This window comes from Proteus faecis, assembly GCF_003144395.1.
Taxonomy (GTDB): domain Bacteria; phylum Pseudomonadota; class Gammaproteobacteria; order Enterobacterales; family Enterobacteriaceae; genus Proteus; species Proteus faecis.
Window position 1 is genome coordinate 146954 of sequence record NZ_PENZ01000027.1, and the last position, 17223, is coordinate 164176.

A 17223-nucleotide genomic window follows, 5' to 3' on the forward strand; every position below is an offset into this window, starting at 1 on the left:
TGTTGTATATCGGTATGTATTAAAGCACAATATATAGTAATTGAAAGGGAAATAATCTTCATTAAAACTGATCTACATCAAGGTATTTTTGCTACATCAGGCATCAAGAGGGATTGGTAGAATTGTAAATATGTGCCAAAAACAGAAGTGATAAATTATTCATCAAAAAGTGAGAACATAAAAAAAGCAAAGTGCTCATAAAGAGACCTTTGCTTTTTTATGGCTTGCTATTGAGACGAAATTAACGGATAGCGATAACTTCGATTTCTACTTTTGCATCTTTTGGTAAACGAGCAACCTCAACACAAGAGCGGGCAGGGAATGCAGCGTTATGCTCTTTGAAGAATGCTTCATAAGCAGCATTGATTGTACCGAAGTCATTTAAATCTTTTACGAAAACAGTGGTTTTGATGATATTAGCAACCGTTAAACCTGCTTTTTCAATGATTGCTTTTACGTTTTCTAAAGATTGACGAGCTTGTTCTGCTGCATTATCAGAAACAAACTCACCAGTTGCAGGATCAACAGGTAATTGACCTGAAGTGATCACTAAATTACCTAAATCAACACCTTGTACATAAGGGCCGATCGCTGCTGGGGCTTTATCGGTATTAATTTCGTAAGACATGTAGAGCTCCTGTTTTTATAAGATTAACGCTAACATTCGATTAGTGTGGCGCTATTATAGCCAGTGCTTTAGGTTAGCAATATGACAGATATCAGGCTTTATCATAAAGTCTCTATCGATAAAAAGAAAATGAATGTAGAGTTATACGGCGTATTGACGCTGCTTTTAGTCCATAAAAATAGTGAGATCGTAGTAATATTTTTTATAAAAAAGAGGAAATAGACTAATTCTATTTTTAGTAAAAATAGTCTTGGGGCTTTTAAGAGATAATTATTCTTTTTTTATAAAAAACTATCTGCCCTTGCGAGCAGATAGTTAAAAGAATTAACGAATAACCGCGTGGCGTTCGAACTCTTTTTCACAGTATTTGCAGGTTAATACAACATCTGAGGCCAGTTTTTTGACTCGGAAACTGCTTTGTACTGGCTCGTTATGGCTAATACAGTTGCTATTAGGACAAGGCACCACATCTTCAAGTAGTTCAGGCAAGCTTAATGCCATCTTATTAACGACTTGATAATCATCGATAATATTGACCGTTGCTTGAGGTGCATACATTGCTAAACGGTTTGCTTGCTCAGAGGTTAAAAAGACATTTTCGATTTTAATTAAGTCTTTCTTACCTAAATTTTCTGAAGGCAAATTAAAACCAACGGTGATTCTTTCGTCCGTTTCTGTTAAGCGAAACAGTGAAAGAATTTTAAAGCCCACCTGCGCTGGAATATGATCAATAACAGTCCCACGTTTGATAGCTTCAACTTTTAGTTTGTGATCATGTGTCATGGTGTGCTCCTTATTAAAGAACTAAGTTTTTATTCAGAACTAAGGCAAGTAATGCCTGACGTGCGTAGATACCATTGCCTGCTTGTTGAAAATAATAAGCGTAAGGTGTTTTATCTACATCGGTCGTAATTTCATCAATACGTGGCAGTGGATGTAGGATTTTGAGGTTCTCTTTCACATTCACCAGATCTGCAGTGGTTAAGATAAATTGTGCTTTAACATTCGCGTATTCAGAGGGATCTAAACGCTCTTTTTGTACGCGTGTCATATAGAGAATGTCTAGCTCTGGCATGACTTCATCTACTGTTTCATGCTGGCTATATTCAACACCATTTTCTTCCAGTAAGTGAAGAATGTGCTCTGGCATGGCGAGTACTTTAGGGGCGATAAAATAGAGATGATTGCCTTTAAATTTCGCTAATGCTTGTGCCAGCGAATGCACTGTTCGGCCATATTTTAAGTCACCGACCATCGCGATATTGAGATTATCTAAACGACCTTGTGTCTCTTGAATAGTAAATAAATCAAGTAAAGTCTGTGTTGGATGTTGGTTTGCGCCATCACCTGCATTGAGTACCGGAATATCGCCAGCAAATTCAGAAGCTAAACGCGCAGCACCTTCTTGAGGATGGCGAATCACAATAGCATCGGCATAAGTGCGAAGAACCGAAATAGTATCCGCTAATGTTTCACCTTTCTTACCCAGTGACGTGTTGCTTCCATCAGAAAAACCAACAACGGATGCGCCGAGGCGGTTGATTGCTGTCTCAAATGATAAGCGAGTTCGTGTTGATGCTTCAAAAAAGCAACTCGCAATCACTTTGTCTTTTAACAATTCGTTATTAGGTTGCTGTTTTAGTTTATTAGCAACGTGAAGAACAGACTCCAAATCTTCCCTGTCCAGATCATTGATGGAGATAATATGCTTTTGGTAGAGCGGATTAGTCATTAGAGTTCTCCTTTGCGATGAATTGTGCGATAGATGGTTTTCTATAGGCCAAAAAAAACCCCTCAATAAGAGGGGTTTTAAAAAATAGGACTATTGGAAAAAAGAGAATGCGCTTGCGACCAGTTAAGGTGCTTGTTTTTGTTACGAATTGGAATAGGCGCTGTTTCATCTTTCCTCCTGACAAATTGTGGCGCATTATACGCATCTTAAAGTTGTGCGCAAGCGTTTGCTTTTGTTTTTTGCTAAAAAATTTTTTTTAATTTAAAAATCAATAAGCTCGAGATAAAACGAGAAAAACACCTATTTTTTTATCAATAAAAAAGAGGTGTTTTGCATGAATATGTATTTTAGAACGGATTTGCAAGGGTCGCGACCATCACCGCTTTGATGGTGTGAAGACGATTTTCTGCTTCATCAAACACAATGCTGTGTTTTGATTCAAAAACCTCATCAGTGACTTCAAAGCCACCATATAGGTTAAATTCTTCAGCTAATGCTTTACCCATTGTTGTCTCTTCGTCATGAAAAGCGGGTAAACAGTGAAGGAATTTAACGTCTGGATTCCCGGTTAATTTTATAACATCCATATTGACCTGATAAGGCTTAAGTAAAGCAATCCGCTCTTTCCAAACTTCTTTCGGTTCGCCCATAGAAACCCACACATCGGTGTAAAGAAAATCAGCTTTTTTAACTCCTTCTGCTATATTTTCAGTGAGTGTGATATTTCCACCATTTTTCTTGGCAATGTCTTGGCATTGAGCAATTAATTTTGCTTCAGGCCAACATGCTTTGGGGGCAACTAAACGTAAATCCATACCAGTTAATGCTGCCGCTTCTAGCATGGTATTTCCCATATTATTGCGTGCGTCACCAAGGTAAGCAAAGACTGTTTCTGATAAAGGTTTAGTTTGGTGCTCAGTGATAGTTAATAAATCTGCTAATAACTGTGTTGGGTGAAATTCATTAGTTAAACCATTCCAAACAGGTACACCTGAATATTGTGCAAGTGCATCTACCGTTTTTTGTCCGTAACCCCTGTACTGAATACCATCATACATACGTCCTAATACTCGAGCGGTATCTTTTATCGATTCTTTATGCCCAATTTGGCTTCCGCCCCCTAAATAAGTCACTCTTGCGCCTTGATCAAATGCAGCAACTTCAAATGCACAACGGGTACGTGTTGAGTCTTTTTCAAAAATCAGTGCGATATTTTTTCCAGTAAGATACTGAGTCTCTTGGCCTGATTTTTTGGCTTTTTTCAATTGTGCTGACAATGCCAGTAGTTGCTGAATTTCTGCAGGTGAAAAATCAAGTAAGCGTAAAAATGATTTTTGATAAAAAGGGTTCATAGAGTGATATCCTATTATTGAATTTATATTCAATTTATATCAATAAATATTCATCATCAACCCCTAAAGGAAAACTTTTAATTTAAACAGTATGCGATAAGGGCATCATATTAAGTATGGAGTGTTGATCCTGCCTGTGGGAGAATGAACAAGATACCTTTTCAGACTATTGCGGAGCATGATTATGGCGGACAGCAAAGAGTTAGCAGAACAACGTGAAGAAACACGTCTTATTATTGAAGAATTACTGGAAGATGGCAGTGATCCTGATGCACTGTATGCCATTGAGCACCATATCTCTTGTGAAAATTTTGAAACACTAGAAAAAGCAGCGGTTGAAGTCTTTAAATTAGGTTACGAAGTAACGGAACCTGAGGAAATTGAAGTTGAATCTGGTGAGATCTTAGTTTGCTTTGATGCGGTGAGTGAGAGTGGTTTGAATGCTGAACTTATTGATGCACAAGTTGAGCAATTAATGAATTTAGCTGAAAAAATGGGTGTCTATTACGATGGTTGGGGGACTTATTTTGAAGATCCTGACGCAGAGTATGATGATGAAGAAGGTGAAGACGACGAAGAAGAGTCTGATAAGTCATCACGTTTACATTAATTTTTGCTAAATGTTGTCCTTTTGTACCTGATTTGTCAGTGCAATATAACACCAGCCACAAAATTATCGCTTTGTGACTGGTGTTATTGTTTTTAAAGTAATGTCATTAATTCATGACACCAAATTTACCAGTGTCATAATCATAAAAAGCTTGTTGTAGCTCTTCTTGCGTGTTCATCACAAAAGGTCCCTGACCTGCAATAGGTTCATTAATTGGTTCACCTGTTAGAATTAAAACAATGGTGTCACCCATTGATTCTAATATCAACGTATCGCCATGATTATCTAACATCACCATATCGTGTTGGCGCGCAATTTCACTGTCATTGATATGTACAGCACCTTTTACCACAAACAGCATTGCATTATGACCTTCAGGAATACTGTGATGTGAAACACCCGCGCGATTTAAACGCAGATCCCACACATTTAGCGGTGAGTAGGTCATTGCCACTCCTTGTGTATTGGCGTAATCACCGGCAATGACTCTGACATAGCCTTGGTTATTAGGTAATTCAACATGGGGGATGTCCTCTGCTTTCAGTGCCTGATAACGAGGCTCTGTCATTTTGTACGCTGTTGGCAGGTTCACCCAAAGTTGCACCATTTCTAATACGCCACCTTCTTTGGTCATTTTTTCAGAGTGATACTCTTTATGCAAAATACCAGAAGCAGCAGTCATCCATTGCACATCGCCTGCGGTAATGGTTCCTGCGTGACCTTTAGAGTCATGATGAGAAACCTCACCTTGATAAGCGATTGTCACGGTTTCAAACCCACGATGAGGATGCGCACCTACACCACGGGCATTGGTAACAGGTTTAAACAGTGTTGGTTCAGCATAATCCATCAGCAGAAACGGGCTATGTTTCTCACCGTTTTCCTGATAGGAAAATAAGGTGCTGACTGGAAAGCCATTGCCTACCCAGTGTGAATTTGGCGCCGAATAAATATGATTAATCTGTCTGATAGTCATGATTGTTCTCCAAGTTAAGGAAAGAAACCGCAATAACCAAGACACAGAAGGAGGTAATACAGTTTATTGCGATTTCTTAATGAAGCTGATCATAAAGTGTTCGCGAGATGAACAAAATAGGGGGATTTTGTTGATGGTATTCAAAAAAAATGAATAACTTGAGCGGATAAAAATAAAAGACATGTAATACATGTAATAAGGAAAATAGAAACAATAAATAGGTTATATTTGAACAATTGAGTGACGATATTTTAATTGAATAAATTTAATTATTATTTTTCTAGTAAATAGAAAAAAACCACATTCTTTCTTAGCAACAATAAGTCAGAATGTAGTTTATTAATATGATTGTTTCTTAAATCTTATTTGTTTGTGTCGCCACAACCACCAATAATTTTAGAAACAGAAACTGCTGGGTGCAGTAAGTAGTCATAGTTACAGTCTTTTTCTTTATTGTATACGCTACCAGTACAGCCAGTCATTACAGTAATCACAGAAGCAATAAGTGCAATTTTAACAAAGTTTTTCATGGAAAAATTCCTTTTAAATTTTAGAGTTATAAAAGCCAATACATGACTTTATCCGTATAAAGATATTAAATTAGCTATAAATAGCAATATAAAAAAATCTTTTTTTTTAAATATAAAACAAGATAAATAATATTTTATTTAAGAGGGGAAATATAATTATCTAGAGTGAAATGAAAAAAAATTTAAACTTGTGAGTTTTAATAATATTTAAGATAAGACTTTCATTAATAATTTTTTGATAATAGTTAATTAAGAAATTAATTATGAAAATAAGCATAAGAATATACTGTATTTATATCATTCTAATAAATAGGATTTGTGTTAATAGATGCTATTAGGGCTAATAAAAACCCGCATAAGAAATGCGGGTAAAGTAGAACTTATTTTATTTATTGTATGACGTAGGGAACAGCAAGAACGCTTAAAGTGGCTTCACCATACGGATCTCACAATCACTATGTCCAGTGTTACCTAATGCTTCATCAATAAATTCGAATCCTAGTTTTTCGTATAAACCGACAGCCGCTTTTAAGATATCTGTGGTTTCTAAATAGCAACGGCTAAAGCCTTGTTCTTTACCAAATTCAAGAGATTGTAAAACGATTCTTTTCGCAATACCTTTGCCTCGTAGTTTGGATGAAAGGTACATTTTTTGTAATTCACAAGTATTGCCATCACCACCAGCCAGTGGTGCGACACCGCCACCGCCAACAACTTCTCCATCCATTTCTACAACCCAGTAAGCACTGCGTGGTTGATGATAAACTTCATAGAGGGTATCTAAAATAGGATCGGCAACAGCAAAGCCTTTATCGGCAGTTAAACCATGTTCTGCTGAGACTTCACGAATAACGCGTGCAATACCTGCGTTGTCTTTTTCTTCAATAGCTCGGATAACAATATTTGGGGTTATAGTTTGGATTGCAGTCATAGTTGCACTCATCGTTTCACTTATTAGTAAAATATTTTTTGATTATTTATTGAGAGAGCACCGGAAAGGAACTTCTTCATTGAAAGTAGCACGGATGGCTACAAAAACTATCTTAATTGATTAAGCGTGTTTGTAAACCGTAAACCTTTTTTCTTTGCTTACTTACTCTCTTTATTTCTAGCGTTATATTTTAGTGGATGATTAAATTTAAGAGAAAATAAGTAATAGAAATACATATTGACGAGAATAGAACCGAGAATAATAAGAAATAAAGTGAAAAATGGTTTTATTTTTTGACTGAAAGAAGCTAAGTAAAAACCCGCGATAAAACGCGGGTTTTCATTATTAATCTCTGTGTCTTTAAAGCGATAGTGCTTATAAAGAGGCGATAGAGATTTTCTGCGCGATCAGCTTCTCTTTTGCACTTAAGCATGTTGCTAAGCGTTCACGCTCTTTAGCTACAACTGTTTCTGGCGCACGGCTGACAAAACCATCGTTAGATAATTTGCTGTCTAAAGTTGTGATATCTTTCTCTACTTTTTCAATTTCTTTATCTAAACGTGCAAGTTCAGCATCTTTATCGATAAAGCCGGCCATTGGGATCAGCAATTCTGCACCGCTAACCAGTTTAGTCACTGATAATGGTGCTTCTTCACCTTCTGCTAATGGACGAATATCAGCCAAACGACCCATAGCTTTTAAGAAACCAATATTGTCACTAACACGGCGTTTAGCATTGTCATCAGCGCCACGTAAGATAACATCAAGTGGTTTACCTGGTGCAATATTCATTTCAGCACGGATGTTACGAACTGCAACAATCACTTCTTTGATCCACTCAAGATCGTTAAGTGCTTGTTCATCTACCAGTGAAGCATCGAACTCAGGGAAAGCTTGTAGCATGATGGTTTCACCTTCAATGCCTTTCACTTCCTTCACTCGTTGCCAGATGGTCTCTGTGATAAATGGAATAATTGGATGAGCAAGACGTAGTAAGCCTTCTAACACCTCAATCAGTGTATGACGTGCTGCGCGTTTTTGTGCATCATTACCTTTGTGTACCGCAGGTTTAGATAGCTCAAGATACCAGTCACAGAATTGGTTCCAAGTGAACTCATATAAAATACCGGCAGCGATATCGAAACGATAGTTGTCTAACGCTTCTCGATAGGCTTTAACGGTATTGTTAAATTCAGCTAAGATCCAACGGTCAGCGAGTGAGAATGTCATTTCGCCACCTTGGTAACCACAATCTTGCTCTTCTGTATTCATCAGAACAAAGCGACTTGCGTTCCATAACTTGTTACAGAAGTTACGGTAACCAGATAGACGTTTCATATCCCAATTAATATCGCGACCTGTTGATGCTAATGCCGCTAAGGTAAAGCGCAGGGCATCTGTACCATGTGCTTCAATTCCTTCTGGGAACTCTTTGCGAGTACGTTTAGCAATTTTTTCAGCCATTTGTGGCTGCATCATATTACCAGTACGTTTTTCTAACAGGTTCTCTAATGAAATACCGTCGATCATATCCAGAGGGTCAAGTACGTTACCTTTGGATTTTGACATCTTCTGGCCTTCTTCATCACGAATAAGGCCTGTCATATAAACCGTATTAAATGGAACTTGCGGTTTACCGTCCTCATCTTTGATAAAGTGCATGGTCATCATGATCATGCGAGCGATCCAGAAGAATATAATATCGAATCCACTGACTAAGACATTCGTTGGATGGAATGTTTTCAGTGCTTCAGTATTTTCAGGCCAGCCTAATGTTGAGAATGTCCATAGTGCAGATGAGAACCATGTATCCAGTACGTCCTCATCTTGGCGTAATGCGACATCAGCTGCGATATTGTTTTCACGACGAACTTCTTCTTCGTCACGACCAACATAAACGTTGCCTTGGTTGTCATACCACGCAGGGATACGGTGACCCCACCACAGTTGACGAGAAATACACCAATCTTGGATATCGTTCATCCATGAGAAGTACATGTTTTCGTACTGTTTTGGTACAAATTGGATATCGCCATTTTTAACTGCTTCAACGGCTGGTTTCGCTAAAGGTGCTGCACGAACATACCATTGGTCTGTTAATAAAGGCTCGATAACTACACCACCACGGTCGCCGTAAGGTACAGTTAAATCGTGAGGTTTGATCTCTTCTAGTAAACCTAGACGTTCAAATTCAGCGACTATTGCTTTACGGGCAGCAAAGCGTTCCATACCTTGGTAGGCTGCTGGAATTTCAGTGCTGTAAATATCAGACTCAACACCATTAGTATCTAATACTTCTGCACTTACACGGATATTGCCGTCAAAATCCATGATATTAATCATTGGTAATTGATGACGACGTCCAACTTCATAGTCATTAAAGTCGTGAGCTGGAGTGATTTTTACGCAACCTGTGCCTTTTTCCATATCAGCGTGTTCGTCCGCTAAAATAGGGATACGACGGTTAACGATTGGCAGAATAATTTCTTTACCAATTAAATCTTTATAACGAGGATCTTCTGGGTTAACAGCAACACCAGTATCACCTAACATAGTTTCAGGACGTGTTGTTGCAACAATCAGGTAATCTTTACCTTCCGCTGTTTTTGCCCCATCGGCTAAAGGATAACGCAGATGCCACATCGATCCTTTAACTTCACGGTTTTCGACTTCAAGATCAGAAATCGCGGTGTGTAACTTAGGATCCCAGTTTACAAGGCGTTTGCCACGGTAGATAAGATCTTCTTTATGTAAGCGGACAAAAGCTTCTTTAACAGCTTTAGATAACCCTTCATCCATTGTGAAGCGCTCACGTTCCCAATCAACAGAGTTACCTAAACGACGCATTTGGTTAGAGATGTTACCGCCTGATTCGGCTTTCCATTCCCAAATTTTATCGATAAATGCATCACGACCATAGTCATGACGATTTTTACCTTCTTCAGCGGCAATTTTACGTTCAACAACCATTTGCGTTGCGATGCCTGCATGGTCAGTACCTGACTGCCATAAGGTGTTTTTGCCTTGCATGCGCTGATAACGGATCATGGTATCCATAATGGTCTGCTGGAAAGCATGACCCATATGTAGGCTACCTGTGACGTTTGGCGGTGGGATCACGATACAGAAGCTTTCTTTCGTTGTATCGCCATTGGCTTTGAAATAGCCATTTTTTTCCCAATGCTGATACAGAGGTTGTTCAATTTCTGTTGGATTATATGTTGTGTCGAGCGATGGCTCTTTCGGTGCGGATTTATTTTCCATATTCTTTACGTATTCAATAGGTTGGCGGCGTAGCCATTGTCAAAGTAAAGCCGACGCTACGATAAATTTTATATCGTTCACGCGCCAACTGTTTTAATTGTTCATCGATAGGCACAAAGTCTATCACTTCATGGAAAGCTGTGGCAAAGTCTACGAATTGAGATTGTAAATTAATCAAGAGATCACGAGGTGCATTACCACGTTTTCCAGGCCAACATAATTCAACAGGAGAACCATAACGAGGACCTTCACCTGCAAGATTATGAGGAACAAACTGATGTGGTTCTCTTGCCCATAATGCCTCATCAAGCAATTCAGCTTGAGCTTGAGACTCACAAACCAACAAAATACGTTTGCCTAATCGCCAATGTTCAGCGGTAAGTTGACAGGCAAGCCACTCATGAGCCTGTAAATCATCGTGTATTGATGGTTGTTCCATTAAATAAAACGTGGCGTTTTTCATGATATCCCGATAACAGAAGGGTATTGCGTTGCAATACCCTTCTTGGAGTCTGCTCTATTTACCATAATAATAGGGTAATACCTTAACCCTGATAATTATGCGGTATTACTCGTCGCTATTCAAACCCGCGCGATTAAGTAAGAACTGAGATAATAAAGAAACAGGACGGCCTGTTGCGCCTTTTGCTTTACCAGAACGCCATGCTGTACCTGCAATATCTAGGTGAGCCCAGTTATATTTAGTCGCAAAACGAGCTAAGAAACAACCCGCTGTAATTGCGCCACCTAAACGGCCTCCTGTATTTGCTAAATCAGCAAAATTAGATTCGATTTGTTCATAGAACTCCTCGCCTAATGGTAAACGCCAAGCGCGGTCACCTGCTTGCTCTGATGCATTCATTAATTCATGTGCTAATGGATTATGATTAGACATTAATCCGCTGTAGTGATGTCCTAAAGCCACCATACAAGCACCCGTTAATGTAGCGATATCGACAACTAATTCAGGCTCAAAGCGTTCAACATAAGTTAACGTGTCACATAGCACTAAACGACCTTCAGCATCGGTGTTTAATACTTCAACGGTTTGGCCTGACATGGTTGTTAAAATATCACCTGGGCGATATGCTTTTCCACCTGGCATGTTTTCACAACCCGCAAGTACACCAATGACATTGATTGGTAACTGGAGTTCAGCAACAACACGCATCACACCATAAACCGTTGCAGCACCACACATGTCGTATTTCATCTCATCCATGCCGTCAGCCGGTTTGATAGAAATACCCCCTGAGTCAAATGTCAGCCCTTTACCTACTAACACAATTGGACGAGCTTCAGGATCTTTATTGCCTTTATATTCGATAATCGACATTAAAGATTCATTTTGAGAGCCTTGTCCTACTGCAAGGTAAGCATTCATATTTAGCTCTTTCATTTGCTCTTCGCCAATAACACGCGTAGAGACATTTGAAGATGAATCTGCTAATTGACGAGCTTGAGATGCCAAATAAGCGGCATTACAGATATTTGGTGGCATGTTAGCTAAATCTTTACATGCTTTAATGCCTGATGCGATGGCTAAACCGTGTGCAATTGCGCGTTCACCACTTGGTAGTTCACGACGAGTAGGTACATTAAAGACCATCTTACGTAATGGACGGCGTAATTCTGTCTTATTGCTTTTCAGTTGATCAAAGGTATAGAGGCAGTCTTTTGCAGTCTCAACCGCTTGACGTACTTTCCAGTAATTATTACGACCTTTAACATGTAACTCAGTCAGAAAGCATACGGCTTCCATTGAGCCAGTTTCATTGAGCGTGTTAATGGTTTTTTGAATGATCTGTTTATACTGACGTTCATCCAATTCACGCTCTTTACCGCAACCAATCAGTAAAACGCGCTCAGAGAGAACATTAGGTACATGATGTAACAGCAGTGATTGTCCAACTTTGCCTTCCAGTTCACCTCTGCGTAACAGGGCGCTGATATAGCCATCACTGATTTTATCAAGTTGCTCCGCGATCGGAGATAAACGACGAGGCTCAAACACCCCCACGATAATACAAGCGCTGCGTTGTTTCTCTGGGCTGCCGCTTTTTACATTAAACTCCATGCGTTCTCCTGAATATTAAAGACAAAAACGGAAAGTATCGTTTAGAATAGTGATCCGCATTAATCTACCCCATAGAAAGTTTACTTTTTATGTTAAGCTAAATGCATTAATTGAATACAACTAATTTAGCTAACTTATAAGCTTGTTCTTATTGGGAACCTGTTTATAGCATGTTTTGATATCATTTGGGCTGCAAGAATGTCTAACTGAGATGCACAAATGATAGATATACAACGAAGTTAGCGATTTTCCTGCAAAAAGACAAGTTTTCACAGGCATAACTAGCGTGATTATAATTCGATATTTAGCTCGGGAAACCCTTAAAAGTCAGATAGCCATCTTATTTATTTTGATGCTTATCTTTTTTAGCCAGAAATTGGTTGAAATTTTAGGGGCTGCTGTTGAAGGTAACATTCCTACAAACCTCGTGATTTCTCTGCTGTGGCTGGGAATTCCTGAGATGGCACAGCTTATTCTTCCATTAAGCCTTTTTCTTGGGCTTCTGATGACTTACAGCAAACTTTATGTTGAAAGTGAGATAACCGTCATGAATGCGTGCGGAATAGGTAAGAAAGCATTAGTGCAAGCGGCACTGTTGCTCTCATTACTGACCAGCGCATTAGCCGCAGGAAATGTCATTTGGCTTATTCCTTGGTCTTCGGTGCATCAAGAGCAAGTCCTTGAGGATGCTAAAGCAAATCCAAGTTTAGCTGCGTTGATGGAAGGGCAATTTAAAATGTCCAGTGACCGCAATATGGTACTCTATCTTGGTAGTGTAAAAGGAAACCAATTCCAAGATGTGTTCCTTGCACAATTACGTCCAACGCAAGATCAGCGTCCTTCTGTCGTGGTGGCAGATAAAGGCTATACCAAAGAATTACCTAACGGGAATCAGATAGTCGTATTGAGTGAGGGAACTCGCTATGAAGGTACGGCAGTACTCCGTGATTTTCGTATTACCGATTTTAATGACTACCAAGCTGTTATTGGACACCGTGAATCGACCATTAGCAGCAATCGCGTAGAACAAAAGACAATGTCTGAGCTTTGGCATTCTAATGAAACAGAGTCTATTGCTGAATTCCATTGGCGCTTAACCTTGATTTTCTCTGTTGTCATTATGGCGGTGATGGTCGTACCTTTAAGTGAGGTAAATCCACGTCAAGGTCGCGTATTAAGTATGTTACCTGCCATGTTGCTTTATCTGGTGTTCTTTTTATTACAAAGCTCATTGCACTCTAATGGTGAAAAAGGAAAAGTGGACCCCCTCATTGCAATGTGGAGTGTTAATGGCGTTTATCTCGCCTTGGCAATCTTATTGAATGTTTGGGATACCTTACCTATGCGGAAATTCCGTGCGCGCTTTAAGAAAGGAGTTGCCTGATGTTTGGTGTATTAGATAGATATATCGGGCGTACTATTTTACAGTCAATTTTGATGACACTGTTTTTGCTGGTTTCACTATCTGGCATTATCAAATTTGTCGATCAACTTCGTAAAGTAGGGCAAGGCGATTTCACCACGCTGGATGCGGGTATTTACGCTATTTTAAATATCCTTAAAGATGTGCAGATTTTCTTTCCTATGGCTGCCTTATTGGGGGCGTTATTAGGACTAGGTGCATTAGCAACGCGCAGTGAGTTAGTGGTGATGCAAGCATCGGGATTTACCCGTTTGCAAATTGCAGGCTCTGTGATGAAAACCGCTATTCCGTTAGTACTGTTAACGGTACTTATTGGTGAATGGGGTGCACCACAAGGTGAACAATATGCACGTAACTATCGTGCTGAAAAAATCATGGGTAACTCTTTAGTTTCTACTAACCGTGGTATGTGGGCTAAAGATGGCAATCAATTTATTCATATCAATCGAATAAAGAGCCAAAATGAGATGCAAGGCATCACGCTCTATGATTTTAATAATGATAGAAAACTAGAAACGGTACGTTATGCATCAAGTGCAACTTACGATGTGAATAAAAAAACGTGGATGTTGAAGCAAGTCGAACAGTCAGACTTGACGGATCCACAAAAAATCACAGGTAAAAAACAGGTATCACTTGAATGGCCAACACGATTAACGCCAGAAAAGTTAAGTGTTGTGGCATTAGATCCGGATGCATTATCGATCAGTGGGCTCTATCAGTACGTAAAATATCTAAAACAGAGCGGGCAAGAATCAGCAAACTATGAATTGAATTTCTGGAAAAAAATCTTTGCTCCAATCTCTGTTGCGGTAATGATGTTAATGGCACTGTCATTTATCTTTGGCCCATTACGTACTGTACCAATGGGATTAAGAGTTCTAACAGGGATCTCTTTTGGTTTCCTGTTTTATATCGTCAATGAAGTTTCAGGACGATTAAGTTTGGTTTATGGCATACCTGCCGTGATTGCAGCATTAGTACCAGCAATATTATTCCTAACATTGAGTCTATGGTTATTGATGAGACGTAATCGCTAGGTAATATCTACTTCAGCCAGAAAAACAAAAAGCGCCTTAAATAAGGCGCTTTTTTTATCGTTATAGTGTTTGCGATCACTGATAAAAATCTTTTGCTAATGCTCGAACAAGCGCATTAGTCCCCTGAGTCACTTCACTAAATTTAGTGCCATTAGGTTTGCGAGTGATCACCACAAATACACCGATATTTAATTCAGGAATGGTTGCCATATAAGTATTAAATCCACCGCCACCGCCTGTTTTTTGGTAAATTGCCGGGATACCATTGGCGGGAGCCATATAAACCCAGCCTAAGCCTAAACCATCAGCACGACCCGCAACATCCATTCCTTCTACTGAAGAGAGTCGATTACGAGGAAAGTAGACAGATTGCTCTTTGCTTGCCGTTGCTTTTCGCATGGCATTATGAGAAGTCAAAAAGCCTTGCATCCAACGTTGCATATCGGCAGGCGTCGAGTACACACCTCCACTTCCTGCTGCTGCAAGGGTGTTAGAACATGGACTGGGTTTATATCCCACGAGTAGCCGTTGACATTGTTCTGGCGTCGGCGTCAACGTGGTATTGGTCATACCGGCAGGTTGAGTAACATATTGTTGTAAAAGTTGAGGATAACTTTTGCCGGATGCTTTCACTAAAGCATCTGCTAATAGATCGTAAGCTAGGTTTGAATACGCCGCTTGCTTCCCTGCTGTGGATGTCAGTGTCGCTTTTTTCAGCCAGTTCCAGCGGTCGCCATGTGTTGGCCATATAAAAACAGGTCTTCCCCATTTTCCGCCGGGTTGTTCTCGTGGAAAACCACTAGTGTGGCTTGCTAAATGATAAAGACGGATAGGGGATTGAGCGCTGACTAAGGGGATGTTGACACCATAGTAGCTATATTTTTGCAGTGGATCTGTGACTAATAATTTTCCATCATCTTGTAATTTTAACATCACTTCACTCGTCATCAGCTTTGTGATAGATGCGATACGGATCAGTGAGTTCATTGAGGGGGCATTACGGCTTTCAGGTGTTGTTGTCCCAAAAGAACGATTCAAGGTCTGAGAGTTATTGATCATAACAATAACCATGCCTTGAGGATGACTCTTTTGATAAATTTGTGATGCGTATTTATTAAACAGCGCACTTGCATTGCTTGCATTAGGGCTTAATGCTGTAGGCCATTGTGTTAATTCAGGCACACTGTTCTGTTGATTTAACATAGAAGGTTGTGTTGCTGGTGGTAATGACGAACGTTGGCTACACGCATTCAATGTCAGTAAAGCGACGGGGATCATAAGATATTTTAGAAAATGTTTTTTCATTTTTACTTTCAACAGAAGTCAGTGAGGTGAAAGGAATGCGATCAACATAAAATGATTTATGTTTTAATTTGGTGCCTTTCTTATCGCGCTATTTTTTCTTTATCATTTTTAATACGGCCCCTAAGATAATACCAACAAATATACCTGTTATAATCCAGCCAACAATGCCCATAACACCGCCTTCTAATCCGATTTAAACCAAATTTTGATTATATTATCAGAAATAAGAATGTCTATCAGTGCAAGAGACAGTTATCAAAAAGTTGGCATTAAATGTGTCAAATTGTCTCTAAGAAAAAGATAGTGAAGAAAAATTGCATCATAAAAAGACATTTACCTCATATTTCTTCTCTAAAAATGAGGTAAGTATTACCGTTAAGTTACAATCTCCGATAATTTCCCCTGTTTTTAACCTAATTATTAGCTTTTCTTTATTATTAAGTTAGGATGTGTATATCAAGAAATTGTTAATGAATGGTGTTACAATCTTTATTATTACATTTCTATGGATTATTATTCTTATTTTTATCTTTAATTGATTTTTTGTTGGATATTTATAAAAATAATATAAGGGTGTGTCATATTTTGTAATAATTTACTGATTGTAGGATTGTACAATTAAACTTATTATAGCTTCATCAAGTCGAGAGACTGAAAATATAAGCGTTACAGCGCAAAGATAACACAGCAATAATAGAGTGAAGTAATAAGAAGACATATTATAAAATGGCCTCTTCAATAATAAATAATTTATATATTAGTTGTAATATTTCAACACCATTATATTAAAGAGTAGTATCTTCGTTATAGTAGTAAATAAATACCTTTATATTAGATAGTAGTACCTGATTTAAAGTAATAAATCTTTTATATCAATAACATGTAGTATAGATAAAGAAGTACATTATATTAATAAAACATAATTACTTTCTTCCTCACACCAGGGAAGAGAAGGGCAGTGACGCTATAAAAACAACTTATAGTCATTAAAATAAAACTAAGCCCTCGTTTAGCAGTACTGTCGGATCAAAACACTAACCCAAGTTTTGATCCTTTTTTTATTTATCGCTATATATATTATAATATATCGATTAAATAAGTTAGTTCTAATGAGTTTATTTAATGACGATGTAATCTTTAAAAGAAAAAAGGTAAGAAAAAGCATAAATAAGGTAAAAATAAACTTAGATACAAAAACAACAAGATAATTGATTTATTGATACAACATGATTAAAGCATTAACGATAGATACCTCGATGTAACCTATAGGCCATGTTTTATGATAGCAATAAAACCTAAATGCACTTTTTTTCGCCAATCAAACTGAAAACTAACAATAATTGTTGCGGGGGTTC

The 17223-nt window shown here is 38.5% G+C and carries 14 protein-coding genes; 3 read left to right on the top strand and 11 right to left on the bottom strand.

Annotated features, from left to right (window positions below):
* Window positions 1-241: 241 nt before the first annotated feature.
* The 4 genes from DK858_RS06610 to argF form a co-directional block, all read right to left on the bottom strand.
* Complete coding sequence (locus DK858_RS06610; protein WP_006535650.1) at window positions 242-628, bottom strand: RidA family protein; 387 nt, start codon at window positions 626-628, stop codon at window positions 242-244.
* A 324-nt stretch (window positions 629-952) separates the two neighbouring features.
* Window positions 953-1411, bottom strand: a complete 459-nt coding sequence (gene pyrI / locus DK858_RS06615) for an aspartate carbamoyltransferase regulatory subunit (protein WP_006535648.1) — start codon at window positions 1409-1411, stop codon at window positions 953-955.
* Between the two features lie 13 nt (window positions 1412-1424).
* Window positions 1425-2360, bottom strand: a complete 936-nt coding sequence (pyrB, locus tag DK858_RS06620; RefSeq protein WP_109396726.1) for an aspartate carbamoyltransferase — start codon at window positions 2358-2360, stop codon at window positions 1425-1427.
* 347 nt (window positions 2361-2707) lie between these two features.
* Window positions 2708-3712 (bottom strand): ornithine carbamoyltransferase, encoded by a 1005-nt coding sequence (gene argF / locus DK858_RS06625; protein ID WP_109396727.1) that lies wholly within the window; start codon window positions 3710-3712, stop codon window positions 2708-2710.
* A gap of 184 nt (window positions 3713-3896) precedes the next feature.
* Here argF and rraB point away from each other — a divergent pair, with 184 nt between their 5' ends.
* On the top strand, window positions 3897-4322 hold the full coding sequence (gene rraB / locus DK858_RS06630) for a ribonuclease E inhibitor RraB (RefSeq protein ID WP_109396728.1): 426 nt from the start codon (window positions 3897-3899) through the stop codon (window positions 4320-4322).
* A gap of 106 nt (window positions 4323-4428) precedes the next feature.
* On the opposite strand, the gene DK858_RS06635 is transcribed toward rraB, so the two are convergent.
* The 6 genes from DK858_RS06635 to pepA all read right to left on the bottom strand — a co-directional run bounded on the left by DK858_RS06635 (window position 4429) and on the right by pepA (window position 12100).
* Window positions 4429-5298, bottom strand: coding sequence for a pirin family protein (locus DK858_RS06635; RefSeq protein WP_109396729.1), 870 nt, complete (start codon window positions 5296-5298; stop codon window positions 4429-4431).
* A 362-nt stretch (window positions 5299-5660) separates the two neighbouring features.
* Window positions 5661-5828, bottom strand: coding sequence for a YhfL family protein (locus DK858_RS06640; protein ID WP_006535641.1), 168 nt, complete (start codon window positions 5826-5828; stop codon window positions 5661-5663).
* A 421-nt stretch (window positions 5829-6249) separates the two neighbouring features.
* A complete protein-coding gene (locus DK858_RS06645; protein WP_109396805.1) occupies window positions 6250-6759 on the bottom strand; it encodes a GNAT family N-acetyltransferase in 510 nt (169 codons plus the stop codon).
* A gap of 375 nt (window positions 6760-7134) precedes the next feature.
* Window positions 7135-10023 carry a valine--tRNA ligase gene (locus DK858_RS06650; protein ID WP_109396730.1) on the bottom strand — a complete coding sequence of 963 codons (2889 nt, stop codon included), beginning with the start codon at window positions 10021-10023 and terminating at the stop codon, window positions 7135-7137.
* Between the two features lie 13 nt (window positions 10024-10036).
* Window positions 10037-10486: a DNA polymerase III subunit chi gene (locus tag DK858_RS06655; RefSeq protein WP_109396731.1), complete on the bottom strand. Its 450-nt coding sequence runs from the start codon at window positions 10484-10486 to the stop codon at window positions 10037-10039.
* 105 nt (window positions 10487-10591) lie between these two features.
* Window positions 10592-12100, bottom strand: coding sequence for a leucyl aminopeptidase (gene pepA / locus DK858_RS06660; RefSeq protein WP_109396732.1), 1509 nt, complete (start codon window positions 12098-12100; stop codon window positions 10592-10594).
* A 286-nt stretch (window positions 12101-12386) separates the two neighbouring features.
* Between pepA and lptF the strand changes: the two genes are divergently transcribed.
* Both lptF and lptG read left to right on the top strand, forming a co-directional pair.
* Complete coding sequence (gene lptF, locus DK858_RS06665) at window positions 12387-13484, top strand: LPS export ABC transporter permease LptF (protein ID WP_109396733.1); 1098 nt, start codon at window positions 12387-12389, stop codon at window positions 13482-13484.
* Window positions 13484-14563, top strand: a complete 1080-nt coding sequence (gene lptG / locus DK858_RS06670; protein ID WP_109396734.1) for an LPS export ABC transporter permease LptG — start codon at window positions 13484-13486, stop codon at window positions 14561-14563. Before lptF ends, lptG begins: the two co-directional genes overlap by 1 nt.
* Window positions 14564-14638: 75 nt before the next feature.
* On the opposite strand, the gene ampH is transcribed toward lptG, so the two are convergent.
* Window positions 14639-15868, bottom strand: coding sequence for a D-alanyl-D-alanine-carboxypeptidase/endopeptidase AmpH (gene ampH, locus DK858_RS06675; RefSeq protein ID WP_109396735.1), 1230 nt, complete (start codon window positions 15866-15868; stop codon window positions 14639-14641).
* Window positions 15869-17223: the final 1355 nt, after the last annotated feature.

What these genes read in the sequence shown, in the direction of transcription:
- DK858_RS06635 (WP_109396729.1), bottom strand. Translation starts at nt 5,298, where the DNA reads ATGACTATCAGACAGATTAATCATATTTATTCGGCGCCAAATTCACAC.
- pyrI (WP_006535648.1), bottom strand. Translation starts at nt 1,411, where the DNA reads ATGACACATGATCACAAACTAAAAGTTGAAGCTATCAAACGTGGGACT.
- DK858_RS06655 (WP_109396731.1), bottom strand. Translation starts at nt 10,486, where the DNA reads ATGAAAAACGCCACGTTTTATTTAATGGAACAACCATCAATACACGAT.
- DK858_RS06610 (WP_006535650.1), bottom strand. Translation starts at nt 628, where the DNA reads ATGTCTTACGAAATTAATACCGATAAAGCCCCAGCAGCGATCGGCCCT.
- DK858_RS06640 (WP_006535641.1), bottom strand. Translation starts at nt 5,828, where the DNA reads ATGAAAAACTTTGTTAAAATTGCACTTATTGCTTCTGTGATTACTGTA.
- DK858_RS06645 (WP_109396805.1), bottom strand. Translation starts at nt 6,759, where the DNA reads ATGACTGCAATCCAAACTATAACCCCAAATATTGTTATCCGAGCTATT.
- lptG (WP_109396734.1), top strand. Translation starts at nt 13,484, where the DNA reads ATGTTTGGTGTATTAGATAGATATATCGGGCGTACTATTTTACAGTCA.
- DK858_RS06650 (WP_109396730.1), bottom strand. Translation starts at nt 10,023, where the DNA reads ATGGAAAATAAATCCGCACCGAAAGAGCCATCGCTCGACACAACATAT.
- ampH (WP_109396735.1), bottom strand. Translation starts at nt 15,868, where the DNA reads ATGAAAAAACATTTTCTAAAATATCTTATGATCCCCGTCGCTTTACTG.
- rraB (WP_109396728.1), top strand. Translation starts at nt 3,897, where the DNA reads ATGGCGGACAGCAAAGAGTTAGCAGAACAACGTGAAGAAACACGTCTT.
- pepA (WP_109396732.1), bottom strand. Translation starts at nt 12,100, where the DNA reads ATGGAGTTTAATGTAAAAAGCGGCAGCCCAGAGAAACAACGCAGCGCT.
- pyrB (WP_109396726.1), bottom strand. Translation starts at nt 2,360, where the DNA reads ATGACTAATCCGCTCTACCAAAAGCATATTATCTCCATCAATGATCTG.
- argF (WP_109396727.1), bottom strand. Translation starts at nt 3,712, where the DNA reads ATGAACCCTTTTTATCAAAAATCATTTTTACGCTTACTTGATTTTTCA.